At 54.7% G+C, this 16,511-nt stretch carries 13 protein-coding genes; 6 read left to right on the top strand and 7 right to left on the bottom strand.

Features of this window, described 5'->3' with window-relative positions; all coding sequences use genetic code 11:
* The first annotated feature begins 255 nt into the window (after window positions 1-255).
* The 3 genes from ACX9GT_RS25080 (at window position 256) to ACX9GT_RS25070 (ending at window position 4,093) form a co-directional block, all read left to right on the top strand.
* Window positions 256-2,172 carry a PTS mannitol transporter subunit IICBA gene (locus ACX9GT_RS25080; RefSeq protein WP_473189205.1) on the top strand — a complete coding sequence of 639 codons (1,917 nt, stop codon included), beginning with the start codon at window positions 256-258 and terminating at the stop codon, window positions 2,170-2,172.
* Window positions 2,173-2,236: 64 nt separating this feature from the next.
* The gene (locus tag ACX9GT_RS25075) at window positions 2,237-3,391 is read left to right on the top strand and encodes a mannitol-1-phosphate 5-dehydrogenase (RefSeq protein WP_473189204.1); all 1,155 of its coding nucleotides are present in this window, start codon (window positions 2,237-2,239) and stop codon (window positions 3,389-3,391) included.
* A 141-nt stretch (window positions 3,392-3,532) separates the two neighbouring features.
* A complete protein-coding gene (locus ACX9GT_RS25070) occupies window positions 3,533-4,093 on the top strand; it encodes an MltR family transcriptional regulator (RefSeq protein WP_473189203.1) in 561 nt (186 codons plus the stop codon).
* Here the strand turns inward: ACX9GT_RS25070 and ACX9GT_RS25065 are convergent.
* Window positions 4,090-4,698 carry a LysE family translocator gene (locus ACX9GT_RS25065; protein ID WP_473189202.1) on the bottom strand — a complete coding sequence of 203 codons (609 nt, stop codon included), beginning with the start codon at window positions 4,696-4,698 and terminating at the stop codon, window positions 4,090-4,092. The genes ACX9GT_RS25070 and ACX9GT_RS25065 overlap by 4 nt on opposite strands.
* 141 nt (window positions 4,699-4,839) lie before the next feature.
* Here ACX9GT_RS25065 and ACX9GT_RS25060 point away from each other — a divergent pair, with 141 nt between their 5' ends.
* Together ACX9GT_RS25060 and ACX9GT_RS25055 are read left to right on the top strand one after the other, a co-directional pair.
* Window positions 4,840-6,297 carry an aminotransferase-like domain-containing protein gene (locus tag ACX9GT_RS25060; protein WP_473189201.1) on the top strand — a complete coding sequence of 486 codons (1,458 nt, stop codon included), beginning with the start codon at window positions 4,840-4,842 and terminating at the stop codon, window positions 6,295-6,297.
* 77 nt (window positions 6,298-6,374) lie between these two features.
* Window positions 6,375-6,737, top strand: coding sequence for a YibL family ribosome-associated protein (locus tag ACX9GT_RS25055; protein ID WP_459400712.1), 363 nt, complete (start codon window positions 6,375-6,377; stop codon window positions 6,735-6,737).
* A 43-nt stretch (window positions 6,738-6,780) separates the two neighbouring features.
* Here the strand turns inward: ACX9GT_RS25055 and yiiM are convergent, their stop codons facing one another.
* The 6 genes from yiiM to fdhD form a co-directional block, all read right to left on the bottom strand.
* Entirely contained in the window at window positions 6,781-7,452 is a 672-nt protein-coding gene (yiiM, locus tag ACX9GT_RS25050) for a 6-hydroxyaminopurine reductase (protein ID WP_473189200.1), read from the bottom strand.
* A 102-nt stretch (window positions 7,453-7,554) separates the two neighbouring features.
* Window positions 7,555-9,486, bottom strand: a complete 1,932-nt coding sequence (locus ACX9GT_RS25045) for a methyl-accepting chemotaxis protein (protein ID WP_473189199.1) — start codon at window positions 9,484-9,486, stop codon at window positions 7,555-7,557.
* A gap of 246 nt (window positions 9,487-9,732) precedes the next feature.
* Window positions 9,733-10,356, bottom strand: a complete 624-nt coding sequence (gene sodA / locus ACX9GT_RS25040) for a superoxide dismutase [Mn] (RefSeq protein WP_473189198.1) — start codon at window positions 10,354-10,356, stop codon at window positions 9,733-9,735.
* A 130-nt stretch (window positions 10,357-10,486) separates the two neighbouring features.
* A complete protein-coding gene (locus ACX9GT_RS25035; protein WP_473189197.1) occupies window positions 10,487-11,083 on the bottom strand; it encodes an HNH endonuclease family protein in 597 nt (198 codons plus the stop codon).
* A 7-nt stretch (window positions 11,084-11,090) separates the two neighbouring features.
* Window positions 11,091-12,422: an AAA family ATPase gene (locus tag ACX9GT_RS25030; RefSeq protein ID WP_473189196.1), complete on the bottom strand. Its 1,332-nt coding sequence runs from the start codon at window positions 12,420-12,422 to the stop codon at window positions 11,091-11,093.
* 37 nt (window positions 12,423-12,459) lie between these two features.
* Window positions 12,460-13,233 carry a formate dehydrogenase accessory sulfurtransferase FdhD gene (gene fdhD / locus ACX9GT_RS25025; protein ID WP_473191687.1) on the bottom strand — a complete coding sequence of 258 codons (774 nt, stop codon included), beginning with the start codon at window positions 13,231-13,233 and terminating at the stop codon, window positions 12,460-12,462.
* Window positions 13,234-13,452: 219 nt separating this feature from the next.
* On the opposite strand from fdhD, the gene fdnG reads away from it, so the two are divergent.
* Window positions 13,453-16,500, top strand: a complete 3,048-nt coding sequence (gene fdnG / locus ACX9GT_RS25020) for a formate dehydrogenase-N subunit alpha (RefSeq protein ID WP_473189195.1) — start codon at window positions 13,453-13,455, stop codon at window positions 16,498-16,500.
* The last annotated feature ends 11 nt before the right edge of the window (window positions 16,501-16,511 follow it).

Here is a 16,511-nt window from a genome sequence, read left to right as displayed (position 1 = left end):
TCTCATTTTTCCTGTGTTTTGTGTGATTAACAACCTGCTGTGCTTTTTTTACACTGGATAAATGTGACTTATATCACTATAAACGCCTGATCATAGGGGTTTTATGTGTGATGTGAATCACAAATTTGTCGAGAGGTTCGCGCAGTAAAAAGAGCGTGGTAGAGTCCGTTTCGCATACAGCATCAACATGGCTGGAACGTTACAACAATTATCACGCGCTCTTATTGTCAGCGCGTAACAATAGGGGTGTGTTTTATGTTTTCACCAGATATCAAGGTTAAAGTGCAAAACTTTGGCCGCTTCCTGAGTAATATGGTGATGCCCAACATTGGCGCATTCATCGCCTGGGGTATCATCACCGCGCTATTCATTCCTACCGGCTGGTTGCCTAACGAAACGTTAGCCAAGCTGGTTGGCCCAATGATCACCTATCTGCTGCCACTGCTGATCGGTTACACCGGCGGTAAACTGGTGGGCGGCGAGCGCGGTGGTGTGGTGGGGGCTATCACCACCATGGGCGTGATCGTCGGGGCCGATATGCCGATGTTCCTCGGCGCCATGATTGTTGGCCCGCTGGGTGGCTGGGCAATCAAACATTTTGACCGCTGGGTAGACGGTAAGATCAAAAGCGGCTTTGAGATGCTGGTGAACAACTTCTCCGCCGGTATCATCGGTATGCTGTTGGCGATCCTCGCTTTCCTTGCCATTGGCCCATTGGTCGAAGCGTTGTCCAAGATTCTGGCGGCTGGCGTGCATATCATGGTGGTCAACAACCTACTGCCATTGACCTCGATCTTCGTTGAACCGGCGAAAATCCTGTTCCTGAACAACGCCATCAACCACGGTATCTTCTCGCCGCTGGGTATCCAGCAGGCTACCGAAGCCGGTAAGTCAATTTTCTTCCTGATTGAAGCCAACCCAGGCCCGGGTATGGGCGTGCTGATGGCTTATATGTTCTTTGGCCGTGGCAGTGCCAAGCAGTCTGCGGGCGGTGCGGCAATCATCCACTTCCTGGGCGGTATCCATGAGATTTACTTCCCATACGTGCTGATGAACCCACGCCTGATTCTGGCGGTTATTCTGGGCGGTATGACCGGTGTGTTCACCCTGACCGTGCTGAACGGCGGCCTGGTTTCCCCTGCTTCTCCAGGTTCTATTCTGGCAGTGCTGGCCATGACGCCAAAAGGTGCCTACTTCGCCAACCTGGCGGCGATCTTCGCAGCCTTCCTGGTTTCCTTCCTGGTTTCTGGCTTCCTGCTGAAAACCTCGAAAGTGAAAGAAGAAGACGACCTGGAGGAAGCGACCCGTCGCATTCAGGACATGAAAGCACAGTCCAAAGGTGGCAAAGCAGCGAACGCAGCGGCAGACGGCGATCTGAACACCGTGCGTAAAATCATCGTAGCCTGTGACGCCGGTATGGGTTCCAGCGCCATGGGTGCCGGTGTGCTGCGCAAGAAAGTAGCAGACGCCGGGCTGAAACATATCTCCGTGACCAACTGCGCGATTAACAGCCTGCCGGAAGATGTGGATCTGGTGATTACTCACCGCGATCTGACCGAGCGTGCGATGCGCCATGCGCCGCAGGCCCAGCATATTTCGCTGACCAACTTCCTCGACAGCCAGTTGTACAACGATCTGACCGCGCGTCTGGTGGCGGCCAACAAAACCAGCGAAACCGATCAGAAAGTGATCGCCACGTTGGACGACAGCTTTGAAGCCGGTGAGCAGAACCTGTTCAAACTGAGCGAAAGCAACGTATTCCTCAATCTGCATGCCACCGACAAAGAGCAGGCAATACGCTTTGCCGGTGAGCAACTGGTGAAAGGCGGCTACGTTGAGCCTGAGTATGTTCCGGCGATGCTGGAGCGTGAGAAGCTGACTTCCACCTATCTGGGCGAGTCGATTGCCGTGCCACATGGCACCATCGAAGCCAAAGACCGCGTGCTGCGCACCGGCGTGGTGTTCTGCCAGTATCCGCACGGCGTGCGTTTCGGTGACGAAGAAGATGAAGTGGCGCGCCTGGTGATTGGTATCGCGGCACGCAACAACGAGCATATTCAGGTGATCACCAGCCTGACCAATGCGTTGGATGACGACAGCGTGATTGAGCGGTTGGCGAATACCACCAGCGTGCAGGAAGTGTTGGATCTGCTTGGCGGCAAGAAAGCCTGATAAAACAGAATCATTTTAAAGGGTGCAGCTTGCTGCACCCTTCTCCATTAATAAAGGTAGGACTATGAAAGCATTACACTTCGGGGCCGGGAATATCGGCCGTGGTTTTATCGGCAAGCTGCTTGCTGATGCACATGCCGAACTGACTTTTGCTGACGTTAACCAGACGGTGCTGGATGAGCTGAACAAGCGCAAAAGCTACCAGGTTCATGTAGTGGGTGAGCAGGCGCGCGTTGAGAACGTGAACAACGTCAGCGCCGTTAACAGCGGCAGCGAAGAGGTTGTGGCGTTGATCGCCACCGCGGATATCGTCACCACCGCCGTTGGCCCGCAGATCCTGGCGAGAATCGCCGGGACGATCGCCAAAGGGCTGGTTAAACGCCATCAGCAGGGCAATACCCAGCCGCTGAACATCATCGCCTGTGAAAACATGGTACGCGGCACCAGCCAACTGAAGCAGCATGTGTTCGACGCACTGCCGCAGGATGAGCAGGCCTGGGTTGAGCAGCATATCGGCTTTGTCGACTCCGCCGTAGACCGCATCGTGCCGCCAGCGGAAGCAGGCAGTAACGATCCGCTGGAAGTGACGGTTGAAACCTTCAGCGAATGGATTGTCGATCAAACCCAGTTTAAGGGCCAACCACCGGCGATTGCCGGTATGGAACTGACCGATAATCTGATGGCGTTCGTTGAGCGCAAGCTGTTTACTTTGAACACCGGCCATGCGATCACCGCCTATCTTGGCCAGCAGGCTAATCTGCTGACCATCCGCGATGCGATCCTCGATCCGGCGATTCGCCAAACCGTGAAAGGTGCGATGGAAGAGAGCGGTGCGGTGCTGATCAAGCGTTACGGTTTTGAGGCCGACAAGCACGCGGCGTACATCAACAAAATCCTGTCGCGCTTTGAAAACCCCTATCTGCACGATGACGTAGAGCGCGTTGGCCGCCAGCCGCTGCGTAAGCTGAGCTCGGGCGATCGCCTGATCAAGCCGCTGCTGGGCACGCTGGAATACGGCCTGTCGCATGCCAATCTGATCCAGGGTATTGCTGCGGCCATGAGCTATCGCAGTGAGCAGGATCCCCAGGCCAAAGAGCTGGTGGAACTGCTGGCAACGCTGGGACCACAGGCCGCGCTGGTGCAAATTTCCGGCTTACCGGCTGACAGCGCCGTGGTGAGTGAAGCGGTCGCTGCGTATAACGCCATGCAGCAACGTTAATCTGTTAATTATTTGCCATTTTGAGGTCGGGCGATGCTCGACCTCTTTGACTGACTCCGTGTATGCTGCGCAGTCCGTTCACCAACGGAACATGAAGCCTATAGAGTGTTAAAGTACAATCCCCACGCCATTCGAAAAGCGATGATGGAACAAGCACAGGCATTTGAAAATAAAGTGTTGGAAAAGCTGAACGCAGGCAAAACGGTGCGCAGTTTTCTGATTGCAGCGGTCGATCTGCTGGCAGAAGCGCTTAACGTATTGGTGGTTCAGGTATTCCGTAAAGACGACTACGCGGTGAAATATGCCGTAGAACCGCTATTGTCTGGCGAAGGGCCGCTGGGCGAACTTTCGGTCCGCCTCAAGCTGATGTATGGCTTAGGTGTGATTTCACGCCATGAATATGAAGATGCCGAACTGCTGATGGCGATGCGTGAAGAACTGAATCACGATGGCTCGGAATACCGCTTTATCGATGACGAAATCCTTGGCCCTTTCAGCGAATTTCACTGCGTCAGCGCCTTGCCGCCGGTGCCGACCTTTCTGCAACCCGGCGAAGCGGATGAATCGCTGATTGCCATGCAGCACCAGCGTTACCAGCAGATGGTGCGTTCCACCATGGTGCTGTCGATGACCGAACTGCTGGCCGGTATCGGAGCCAAACAACCCTCTCGCCTTTCTCCGCTCGGCGCGCAAAAGCCTTAAGCGAAGGCCATACGCCACTCGTCAAACAGCAGCCACAATGCCGTTGTGGCCATTAATCCCGCCATCACCGCGTTAAATAATCTCAGCTTCCAGGTCATGCGCAGCGCGTGGCGCAGCCGATCGCCCATCAATGCCCACACCAGTACGCAGGGAATATTCACTGCGCTGAAGCTGGCAATGATCAGCAGCGTCTGGCTAAGCGTGGCCCCTTCGCGCGGGGCGAACAGGATCGCCACGTTAATCGCCATCAGCCAGACTTTTGGGTTGATCGCCTGAAACAGCGCCCCATTGATAAAGCGCATCGGCTGCGCCTGCTGTTTGGCATCCGGTGACGCGGCTTTGAACAGCTTCCACGATAGCCACAGCAGGTAGGTACAACCGACGACGGCCAACGGAAAGCGAATTGCGCCCACCCAACTGAGGGCCACGGCCAGCAGCGTGGTGGTCAACGCGAGCTGTACGGCACAACCGGCCACGATGCCAAATAACATCGGCAAGGTGCGGCGAATACCGAAGTTGACGCCGGACGACGCCAGCAACAGGTTGTTGGGGCCGGGGGTAATCGACATCACGGTAACGTAACTGACAAAGGCTGAGTCCAGCATAAAAAGCTCCTAAAAGGGATGGATGCGGGTTGGCTATCAGCATAAGGGCCGAGGCTGGATGGTGACAGAGCCAGAAATGCAGTATTGTTATGGTTACAGTTTCACTATTTTTAAACTGTACCCATTACCTGGAGCCAAACTGTGACCCTGCTCGATGAGATCCCAGACATTCGTTACCGGCAACTGGCCGATACGCTGGCGGTAGCCATTCGCCGTGGCACCCTGTTGCCCGGCAGCCGCCTGCCTTCGGTACGGCGCTGTGCGCAGACCCACAGCGTCAGTATCAATACCGTGGTGGCGGCTTATCGACAGTTGGAAGACCGTGGGCTGATCGAAGCGCGGCCGCAGTCCGGTTTCTACGTGCGTGCCACGTTACCAGCGCTGAAAACCGCCTCGGCTCCCAGTAACCGCATAGAAAAACCGGCGGATGATGTGCTGGCATTGATCGATACGGTGTTCGCCGCCCAGCAGAACTCGGCATTTACCAATCTGTCGCTGGCCTGCCCGCAAACCAGCGATTTTTATCCCGGCAGCAAGCTGGGGCGCATGCTCGCCTCACAACTGCGCCGCCAGCCAAACCTGATTGGGCAATACGCGTTGCCACCCGGCAGCCTGCGGTTGCGCCAGCAGATTGCCCGGCGCTCAATGACCTTGGGTATGCTGCTGGAGCCAGGGGATATCACCCTGACGCACGGCTGTATGGAGGCGCTGCAACTGGCGCTGCGCGCCACCACCAAACCGGGTGACTGCGTGGGCTTGGAATCGCCAACCTATTTTTACCTGCTGCCGTTGCTCGCCAGCCTGGGGCTGAAAGCGTTGGAGATCCCCACCGACCCGCAGCACGGCCTGTCGCTGGATGCGCTGGAGTTGCTGTTGCAGGAAAAGCGGCTCAATGCGCTGATCGCCATGCCGACGGTGCAAAACCCGCTCGGGTGTATCATGCCGCTGGCGGCGAAAAAACGCTTGGCACGCTTGATGAACGATCACCAGGTGCCGTTGATTGAAGATGGCCTGTATGCCGAACTGCAATTTGGCAGTGCGCTCAGCCCGGCGGTAAAGGCGTTCGATCGCGATGGCTGGGTGCTGTTCTGCTCCAGCTTTACCAAAACGCTGGCACCGGATTTCCGCATTGGTTGGGTGGCCGGTGGGCGCTTCAGCGAAGCGTTGCACAAGCTGAAAGCGGTCTCATCTATGTCAGAGTCACTGCTGTTGTCGGAAACCTTGGCGATGTTCCTGGAAGCGGGCGGTTACGATCATCACTTGCGCAACCTGCGCAAACGTTATGCCGCACAGGTGGAAGAAGCCAGGGCGCTGATCGCCCGCCATTTCCCGCGCGGCACGCGGGCGACGCAGCCCGCGGGGGGATTTGTGTTCTGGGTCGAGTTCCCGCTGGCGGTAGATTCGGTAGCCCTGTTCCATCAGTTGCTGGAAGAACAGATCTGCCTGACGCCGGGCACGCTGTATTCCCCCAGCGGGCGTTATCGCAACGGGCTGCGGCTTTCCTGCTGTTATCCGTTTGATGCCCGCTACACCCAGGCGCTGGCGCGCGTGGGGGCCAAAGCCTGCGAAATGAGCGGGCTGCCACCGGGAATTGCGTAAGACGAACGATCGGCGTTTTGCTATACTGCCTGCATCATTTTTAGCGTGCCGATAGCGGCACAAACAGGCCAAAAACCATGAAAGAGATAGAAAAGGCAGAGATTAAGCGCCTTAGCGACCTGCTGGACGCACTGAACCATAAAGATACTGTGGTGATCCAACAGGGCAATATTGACCTGATCGCGCAGCACACCAAAGAAAAAGAGAAGCTGGCGGCAGAAATTGAACGCCTGAAGCACGTGCGCGTAGAGAAGCTGAGTGCAGAAGCACAGAAGCTGAGCCAACTGCCGTTCAGCCGTGAGATCACCAAGAAAGAGCAGGCGGATATGGGTACGTTGAAGAAAAACGTGCGCGGCCTGATCGTGGTGCATCCGATGACGGCGCTGGGCCGTGAGATGGGCCTGAAAGCGGTCACCGGTTACGCGAAAAAAGCCTTCTGAACCTCAGTGCCTGGGGGATGCCCCAGGCGCTCTTTTCCCTACTTCAGTGGCCGAGCAAGCGGCGATTGAAGTCTTCAATCCTGCTGGCGGTAATGCGCGTCAGCATGGTTTTGCTCCAACTGGCAGAAAGCCCGGCCACCGCCAGCAGGCGGCGATACTGCTCTTTGTCGAACGGCAGGTGCCAGGCAATGCCAACCGCCTCGGCGACGGAAACGTCGCTGCTGCGGGTGACCAACTCAAGCGGCCGATCGCCGCTGACCATGCCAGCCGAAATGATGCGGTACAGCCAGCCGCAACGGCCGCTTTGTTGCATCAGCACCGAGAGATCGTCAATGGCGAAATGCGCGTTGAGTTTGAAGCACGGTGAACGTGGTTGAGTGACCTGGATCAGCGCATCCCCCCAGCGGTAGATATCGCCCATAAACACGTTGTCTTCGGTCAGGCCGAGGGTGGAAAGGTTTTCGCCAAACGCCGGAGCATTGAACAACTCGGCCTGTGCCGGGAACTGCTCGCGCCAGTGGGCGTAATGTTCACGCGGGTAGTGGCAGAGCGCGCGATCCGGCCCGCCATGATGGGCTTTTTCTGCCTGTTCATCTCCGATCAAACCTAGCGGCGTGAGTATCACTGCGCCATCGACCCGGCGTTTGGCAATGGCGCTGGGCCGCATGCCTGCGTAGGGTTGGATGCTACCGGTATAAACCTCAGGGTGGTGCATAATAACCTCCACTTTCATAGTGCAAACCAAGGGCGTAGCCCAGAATACCCTGAGTGGATAGAGAGCAACAGCATAACCCGCCTGGCCGATCAGGCGGGGGCATCAGAAAGTGGTCCAGTTGTTTTCCGTTAACGTGGAGGTTTCTCGCGGTTTTGCTGCCAGCGGTGATTTGACCATTGCCGTTTTCGCTTCGACGGGCTCAGCATGTTCTGCCAAACGGAACACCGCAACGCTTTGCAGCAGCATTTCCGCCTGTTCTTCCAGCGAATCTGCGGCGGCGGCGGACTCTTCCACCAGAGCAGCGTTCTGCTGGGTAGTGTGATCCATTTCCACAATAGCCTGGCCGATCTGCGCGATGCCACGCGTTTGCTCGTCAGAAGCGGCGGCAATTTCTGCCATGATATCGCGCACGTGCGTGACTGAACGGACGATCTGCTCCATGGTATTGCCGGTATTTTCCACCAAGGCGGTGCCGGTTTGAACGCGGCTGACGGACTCGGCGATCAGCCCTTCAATCTCTTTCGCCGCCTGCGCACTGCGCTGCGCCAGATTGCGCACCTCACTGGCCACTACCGAGAAACCGCGGCCCTGTTCACCGGCCCGGGCAGCTTCCACCGCTGCGTTCAGCGCCAGAATATTGGTCTGGAAGGCAATGCCGTTGATCAGGGTGGTAATTTCGGCGATCCGCTGCGAACTGCTAGAGATATCACGCATCGTGCTGACAACCTGACTCACCAATTGGCCGCCCTGCTGTGCGGTTTGTGAGGCATCGGTTGCCAACTGATTGGCATGATGCGCGTTTTCGGCATTCTGTTTCACCGTGGCGGTGAGCTGTTCCATGCTGGCGGCGGTTTCTTCCACTGCCGCCGCCTGCTGCTCGGTACGTGAGGAGAGATCGGTATTGCCTGCGGCAATTTCCCCGGCGGCGGTAGACACCTGGCTGATGCCCATCTGGATTTTCTCAATCATATCGCGCAGATTCTGGCTCATGGCCGCTACGGCGTTCAGCAATTGGCCCAACTCATCGCGGCGGGTGCTGGTTTGCGTTTGGCGTAAATCGCCAGTGGCAATGCGTTCTGCCAGTTCCAGCGTGGTGTGCAGCGGGCGGGTGATTTGCAAGGTGATGCGCCATGACACCAGCAGGCCTGCGAGAATCGTGATCACGGTAATGATGCCCATCTGGATCTGGGCGGTATCGATATTACTGTTGGTTTGCGCCAGTTCATCTTTCATAAACACGCCGATCAGCGTATCGACTTTCTGGGCGGTGTCGCCTAATTGCTGACTGAGCTTTTGTTCGTTTTCATAAGCCGGTAGGTAAGCCGCAATACGGTCTTTATATTCATCCAGCGCCGCCAGCAACGGTTGCAGCAATGGCCGATCGGTATCCTGTAAACGTTGGCTGAGCGCATTGGCCGCGCTGCGGGCGTCGTCGATGGCAACCAGCAGCGGCGCTTCTGACTCTTTGTTCGGGCTCAGCAGCAGGCCGTGGGCACCGTAGCGGATTAACGTCAGCTTCTGGTTAAGTTGGGCAAAAGCCAACGGCAGATCGCCCTGGGCTAACTGTGGTCCGATCTGGCTCAAGCTGTCTTGCACTTCGGACATATTCCAGGTGGCACGCACTGCGTCTTTCTTTGTCACGGCCTGTTGGAAGCTATCTCGCTGCTGCTGATACTTGCCCATCAGCGCTTTCAGCGATTCCAGCTCTTTACGGCTTTGTGGATCCCAATTCAGTTCCTGCGCATGATTGATCAGCTTGACCACATTCTCGATATGCGTGCGGTTATTGTTCAGATAGTCGATTTTGTAGGTTTGGCCGAACATCGCGCGGGCGTATTTCGCCTGGCTGATTTCGCTGGTTATCTGATAGCTGAAATCGATGCGTTCGGTGCGCGATTCAATGAGACGAAGGTAGTAACCCCCGGTGCTGGCGATAATGATGGCCAGTAATAAAATCAGGCTAAATCCCAACGAAAGCTTTTTACCTACGGTGAGATGGGTGAACTTTCCTGCCAATGTCTTCAGTGCCGCCATAAGATTTTCCTTTTGAGGCGCTTGTTAGTTAAACGCAATATCGGCAGGAAAAGGGCGGGCTTTAGTTATAATGCCGGTCAGTTAAGCGCAAAGCTGCATAATTATGCAGCAGGTGCTAAAGGTGTGGCCTCCCTCTCCCTGTGGGAGAGGGAACTGGTTAGCCTTAACTGACAAGCATTAGGGCTTTAGTTATGAGTGGGCAAAAAATGCCCGCATCAGCGGGCATCATCATCAGGGCTAACAGAATTACTTCTGCGCTTCGGCAAAGCGTTTTGCCGCTTCGTCCCAGTTCACCACGTTCCAGAAGGCTTTGATGTAATCCGGGCGGCGGTTCTGGAATTTCAGGTAGTAAGCGTGTTCCCACACGTCCAGGCCGACCAGCGGGAAACCGGAAGCGCCAGAGACGGCTTCGCCCATCAGCGGGCTATCCTGGTTGGCGGTGGAAACCACGGCCAGCTTGTTGCCTTTCAGCACCAGCCAGGCCCAGCCGGAACCGAAACGGGTGGCTGCGGCTTTCTCGAACTCTTCCTGGAATTTCTCGACGCTGCCGAAATCACGCTCGATGGCGGCTTTCAGATCGCCACTCAGCGTGGTACCGGTTTTCAGGCCTTTCCAGAACAGGCTGTGGTTAGCGTGGCCGCCCGCGTTGTTACGCATAAAGGTGCGTTTGTCGGCAGGAACTTTATCCAGATCCTGGATCAGCGCTTCAACGCTCAGCGAAGCCAGCTCAGGGTAAGCTTCCAGCACGGTGTTGGCATTGTTGACGTAGGTCTGATGGTGTTTGGTGTGATGGATTTCCATCGTTTGCTGATCGAAATGCGGTTCCAGTGCGTCATAAGCGTAAGGCAGGGATGGCAGTGAATAACTCATAATCATCATCTCCAATGGGTGTTGGGCGGCGCAAGGCATGAGCACCGCATAAGCAATCGGCTCCCATTATAAGGGATTAAATGATATTGAAAATGATTATCAATGCCTTATGGGTTGTGTGGTTTTTGTGCTAATCGAGATCGTCTAAGAAGTAGCGGTAACTGAAATCGTCTTTAATATCAGTTTCTCGATCACGTAGATGGTAACGCTTGCGCTCTCTTTGACGGCTGGTTTTCCTTTCCGGAAGATTTAGGCCGTAATGATCAAGCGTGATACGCGCTCGCTGTTGAGCCGCATTGTTAGCGAATCCTGATGGTTCGATTTCTCCGGTAAGATAATTAGCAATAAAGTAATCGTTAAATTGATAATTCACATCATCCGGCGCCAACAGGCCGATATCGAATCGTTCGCCTTTCTGGCTTTGGCATTGGTCACAGCACGGGTAAAGATTCTCCCATTTATAGGCCAATGTTGGGTAATCACTTTTAGGCCGAAAATGTTCAATGGTTCTGCGGCTCTCCGCGCCAATGTTGCCACCATCGCAGAAAGCGCAGTGCCCCTGTGTCATAGAAAATAGAAGAGATAATGTCTGCTCGTATTCGAATTTTTTATACCAATCGAATTTATACTTTGGATTCTTATTTTTTGCGGCAATAAATTTTTCTGTCAATGCTTCCCAACATTCCGCTAAATACGGAGGCGTTTCTTCCCTGAAAAATTTGTACATGGGCACCTCAATCTTTTTTGGTCAGCCGCGCTAATTGACGTAATTCCATGCTAATGATGGCAGAAACCTCCTCACTTTTTTTGCTCAGAAGATTGGCGAGCGCTTTCAGTTGGCCGTCGTCCGTGGGGTTAGCCAGATAGTTGTTACGCAACCGGTAGAAATCAGCGAGTTGCTGCTCTGTTTCCACATCAAATTGTTCTGGTACACCAAACACCTCTTCCAGAATCAGTTGATAGCTTTTACCTGCGGATGACGGTTCTGGTTTGATAACATCGGCAATATGTGGATCGCGGCAAATATTCTGTTGTGGCTCAGGCAGGCGATAAACCCAGGCATCTTCAACGGAACCGACCACAAAGGGGGAGTGGGTGGAAACGAACACCTGTGCATTGGGCAGCAGCGTTTGAATGGCGGGCAGAATACGGCGCTGCCATTTGGGGTGCAGGTGAATATCCACTTCGTCCAGAAACAGGATGATGGGTTGAGAAAAAATATCAGGTTTTCCCTGACCTATTTTCCAACTGATTGACTCAATACGTAAAGCTAAGTCGGTAATCCAGCTTAATATAGACTTCAATCCTTCTGGTAGCACATTGAAATCCATTATTACCCCGTTAAGAGTAATACGCAGTTCCAGATTGCTGTCTAAAGTAAAATCTAGATTTACATTGCAAATATCATAAATGAATTCTTGTATTTTTTTTAAGGAAAGCTTTTGCTTTTCAGCATTGGCATTATCTCCAGAGAGTTGGGATAAAGCGACTTTCGTTCTATTATTAGCTATCCATTGTACCAATAACCCTGGGCGAACCGTATTTGTAAAAGAGAGTGCTTTATCAAATGGAGATTCTTTGATTTGGCTGATGCTGCTGACTTTAGCTAATGAGTGATCTTCTCTAACACCTGAATAGGCGAATGCAGCAAAAAGTAATGGAAATAGAGGGCCGGTTAAGTTCTTTGATGTGATGCTATGGTAGCTATCAAGAATAGCCGGGGCCATCTTTATTGAGGTGGCCGCATGGTTTATTTTCAACATTTCTTCAGAAAAGCCAGAGAAACAACCCTCATCACCTGAAAATGAAAAATTGACTTTATTTTTCCCGCCAGTGATAAAACGCGCTTTTAGCAGTTTGTTATTAACATTATCATGCTCAAAAATCGCCGCCAACGCATACAGCAAGGTACTTTTCCCGCAGCCATTGGGTCCGGTGAATATATGAATCTCTGCTTTTTTATTATCTGCCTCAATGCTTTTAATTGGCGGAAAGTCAAAGCGCGTATGTTCAAATACGCCAATATCACGCAGAGTAATGCTTTCAATCCGATAGGGTTGTCGCATAAATTCACCTTTCCGTTGGGAATAAATTTTAACCAAGTTAACTCAAACGCTGCGGATGAGTAAACACCGTCGCCCGGCCGGGTTTGCTAAAGCCTACTAACGTTAAATTACTGCGCTCGGCGATTTCTACCGCCAGCGAGGTCGCCGCAGAGACCACGAACAGGATCTCGGCACCGCACATGGCCGATTTTTGCACCATCTCATAGCTGGCGCGGCTGGAAACCAGGATCGCCCCCTGCTGCCAGCCCTGTTTGGCGCGCAGGCCGAGCATTTTGTCCAGCGCCACATGGCGGCCGACGTCTTCGCAGCCGCCCAACAGTTCACCTTCTGGCGAGATCCAACTGGCGGCGTGGGTGCAGCCGGTATGCTGGCCGACTTCCTGCACCTGGCGCAATTGCCCCAATGCACGATCGAGATTGGCGAGCGAAAATGTTTGGGTGAAAGGCAGCGGGGCGACCGGGCGGAAGATATCTGCCAACTGTTCAATACCGCAGACGCCGCAGCCGGTGCGGCCCGCCATCGCGCGGCGGCGCTCTTTCAGCCCGCTAAAGCGGCGGCTGGAAAGCTCAATCTGCACCTCAAGGCCGTTGCAGGTGGGATTAACCTCTATACTGTAGATATCGCGCGGTGAGTCGATAATACCTTCTGACAGGGAAAAACCCAGGGCGAAGGCCTCCAGATCTTTGGGGGTACACATCATCACCACGTGGGAAATGCCGTTATAAACCAGCGCAACCGGAACCTCTTCCGCCAGCCAGTCTTGCTGCTCAAGAGAGAGTTGCCCGCGCTGAAATACCGGAGCCTGGATCATGCCTGTGATCGCAGTCGCGTTTATGGGTTGCTTTGGGTCTATATTGTTCACTTTAGTGGTACCTGTTTGTAACAACCCCAAGTCCGCTATGATATCATCGCGGCGTCGTTGCGGCCTTCTGGCCAAGCCAACATAAGAATAGCGATTTTAGCGCTTCCCGCTTTGCCGGGGAAAGCGCCATTTGAAACAATGTGACAACACGAGTGAAAGGAGACCCCCATGCAGGTCAGCAGAAGGCAGTTCTTTAAGATCTGCGCTGGCGGTATGGCAGGGACGACGGTAGCTGCTCTGGGCTTTGCCCCGGAAGTGGCGTTAGCGGAAACCCGGCAGTACAAGCTGCTGCGCGCCCGTGAAACCCGTAATACCTGTACGTATTGCTCAGTCGGCTGTGGGCTGTTGATGTACAGCCTTGGTGATGGCGCGAAAAACGCCAAAGAGAGCATTTTCCACATCGAAGGGGATCCGGATCATCCGGTAAACCGTGGTGCGCTTTGCCCGAAAGGCGCCGGTCTGGTGGATTTCATCCACAGCGAAAGCCGCCTGCAATACCCGGAATATCGCGCGCCAGGTTCTGATAAATGGCAGAGAATCAGCTGGGATGATGCCTTTACCCGCATCGCCAAATTGATGAAAGAAGACCGCGATGCCAACTTTGTAAAAACCAACGATAAAGGCGTGACCGTCAACCGTTGGCTGACCACCGGTATGCTGTGCGCCTCGGCCTCCAGCAACGAAACCGGATACCTGACACAAAAATTTAGTCGCGCTCTCGGCATGCTTGCCGTAGATAACCAGGCGCGTGTCTGACACGGACCAACGGTAGCAAGTCTTGCTCCAACATTTGGTCGCGGTGCGATGACCAACCACTGGGTTGATATCAAGAACGCGAACTTAATTATCGTCATGGGCGGTAATGCGGCAGAAGCGCATCCGGTGGGTTTCCGCTGGGCGATGGAAGCCAAAATTCATAATAAAGCCAAGCTGATCGTCATCGATCCGCGCTTTACCCGTACCGCATCGGTGGCGGATTTCTACACGCCTATCCGTTCTGGCACCGACATTGCCTTCCTGTCGGGCGTCTTGCTGTACCTGATCACCAACAACAAGATCAACCGCGAATACGTTGAAGCCTATACCAACGCCAGCCTGCTGGTGCGCGAAGACTTCAGCTTTGACGATGGCCTGTTCAGCGGCTACGACGCGGAAAACCACAAGTACGATAAAACCACCTGGAACTACCAGCTTGACGAGAACGGCTTTGCCAAGCGTGACGTCACCCTGCAAGATCCGCGTTGCGTGTGGAACCTGCTGAAACAGCACGTCAGCCGCTATACGCCAGAGGTGGTGAACAATATCTGCGGTACGCCAACCGAAGACTTTATCAAGGTTTGCGAATATATCGCCGAAACCAGCGTCAACGATAAAACCGCCTCGTTCCTGTACGCCTTGGGCTGGACACAGCACTCGGTCGGCGCACAGAACATCCGTACCATGGCGATGATCCAGTTGCTGCTCGGCAACATGGGGATGGCGGGCGGTGGCGTGAACGCCTTGCGTGGTCACTCCAATATCCAGGGTCTGACCGATCTCGGCCTGCTGTCACAAAGCCTGCCAGGCTATCTGACGCTGCCTTCCGAGAAACAGCCGGATCTGGACACCTACCTGAAGGCCAACACGCCGAAAACGCTGCTGCCGGGCCAGGTGAACTACTGGAGCAACTACCCGAAATTCTTCGTCAGCCTGATGAAGAGCTTCTACGGTGACAAAGCGCAGAAAGAAAACAGCTGGGGCTTTGACTGGTTGCCGAAGTGGGACAAAGGCTACGACGTTCTGCAGTACTTCGAAATGATGTCGCAGGGCAAGGTTAACGGCTACCTCTGCCAGGGCTTCAACCCGGTCGCTTCGTTCCCGAACAAGAACAAAGTGGTGGGGGCGCTTTCCAAGCTGAAATTCCTGGTGACCATCGATCCGCTGAATACCGAGACTGCCACTTTCTGGGAGAATCACGGTGAATCGAACGACGTTGATCCTTCGAAGATTATGACCGAAGTGTTCCGCCTGCCATCCACCTGCTTTGCCGAAGAAAACGGCTCGATCGTTAACTCCAGCCGCTGGCTGCAATGGCACTGGAAAGGGGCTGATGCCCCAGGTGAAGCGCTGGCCGACGGCGAGATCCTGGCCGGGCTGTTAACGCGCCTGCGTGAGATGTACAGCCGTGAAGGCGGTGCCGTGCCTGAGCAGGTGCTGAACATGAGCTGGAACTACCTGACACCGGATGCACCAGCGCCAGAAGAAGTGGCGATGGAAAACAACGGCAAAGCGCTGGCGGATGTTCTTGATCCAGAAGGCAAAGTGCTGGCGAAAAAAGGCGAACAGCTCAGTACCTTCGCGCATCTGCGTGATGACGGTACCACCTCGAGCGGTTGCTGGATCTTTGCCGGTAGCTGGACGCCTGCGGGTAACCAGATGGCGCGCCGCGATAACGCCGATCCATCCGGCCTTGGCAACACGCTGGGCTGGGCCTGGGCTTGGCCGCTCAACCGCCGCATTCTGTACAACCGTGCTTCTGCCGATCCTGCCGGTAAACCGTGGGATGCCAAACGTCAGCTGATCGGCTGGGATGGCACCAAGTGGAGCGGGGCCGATATCCCGGACTACAGCGCCGCCGCACCGGGCAGCGATGTCGGGCCGTTTATCATGCAGCCGGAAGGCATGGGCCGCCTGTTTGCTATCGACAAAATGGCGGAAGGGCCGTTCCCTGAGCACTACGAGCCGTTTGAAACGCCACTCGGCACCAACCCGCTGCACCCGAACGTGGTGTCCAACCCGGCAGCGCGCGTGTTTAAAGACGATCTGGCGACGATGGGCAAAGCCGATAAGTTCCCGTATGTGGGCACCACTTATCGTCTGACCGAGCATTTCCACTACTGGACCAAGCACTCGCTGATCAACGCGATCATGCAGCCGGAGCAGTTTGTGGAGATCGGTGAAAAGCTGGCCGAGAAGAAAGGCATCAAGCACGGCGATCTGGTGAAAGTCAGCTCCAACCGTGGCTTTATCAAAGCCAAAGCGGTCGTGACCAAGCGTATCCGCACGTTGCAGGTGCACGGGCAGGATGTGGACACCATCGGTATCCCGATCCACTGGGGCTATCAGGGTGTGACGCAGAAAGGCTTTATCGCCAATACGTTGACGCCGTTCGTTGGCGATGCCAATACGCAAACGCCAGAGTTCAAGGCGTTCCTGGTTAACGTGGAAAAGGTGTAACGGAGACGAAT

Source organism: Serratia sp. YWN4 (genome assembly GCF_055790845.1).
This window is presented reverse-complemented; position numbering and strand designations above follow the sequence as displayed.

Excerpts from the sequence above, each read along its gene's own strand:
- sodA (WP_473189198.1), bottom strand. The coding sequence starts at position 10,356 with ATGAGTTATTCACTGCCATCCCTGCCTTACGCTTATGACGCACTGGAA.
- ACX9GT_RS25045 (WP_473189199.1), bottom strand. The coding sequence starts at position 9,486 with ATGGCGGCACTGAAGACATTGGCAGGAAAGTTCACCCATCTCACCGTA.
- yiiM (WP_473189200.1), bottom strand. The coding sequence starts at position 7,452 with ATGCACCACCCTGAGGTTTATACCGGTAGCATCCAACCCTACGCAGGC.
- ACX9GT_RS25055 (WP_459400712.1), top strand. The coding sequence starts at position 6,375 with ATGAAAGAGATAGAAAAGGCAGAGATTAAGCGCCTTAGCGACCTGCTG.
- ACX9GT_RS25065 (WP_473189202.1), bottom strand. The coding sequence starts at position 4,698 with ATGCTGGACTCAGCCTTTGTCAGTTACGTTACCGTGATGTCGATTACC.
- fdhD (WP_473191687.1), bottom strand. The coding sequence starts at position 13,233 with ATGATCCAGGCTCCGGTATTTCAGCGCGGGCAACTCTCTCTTGAGCAG.
- ACX9GT_RS25030 (WP_473189196.1), bottom strand. The coding sequence starts at position 12,422 with ATGCGACAACCCTATCGGATTGAAAGCATTACTCTGCGTGATATTGGC.
- ACX9GT_RS25035 (WP_473189197.1), bottom strand. The coding sequence starts at position 11,083 with ATGTACAAATTTTTCAGGGAAGAAACGCCTCCGTATTTAGCGGAATGT.
- ACX9GT_RS25070 (WP_473189203.1), top strand. The coding sequence starts at position 3,533 with ATGATGGAACAAGCACAGGCATTTGAAAATAAAGTGTTGGAAAAGCTG.
- ACX9GT_RS25080 (WP_473189205.1), top strand. The coding sequence starts at position 256 with ATGTTTTCACCAGATATCAAGGTTAAAGTGCAAAACTTTGGCCGCTTC.
- ACX9GT_RS25075 (WP_473189204.1), top strand. The coding sequence starts at position 2,237 with ATGAAAGCATTACACTTCGGGGCCGGGAATATCGGCCGTGGTTTTATC.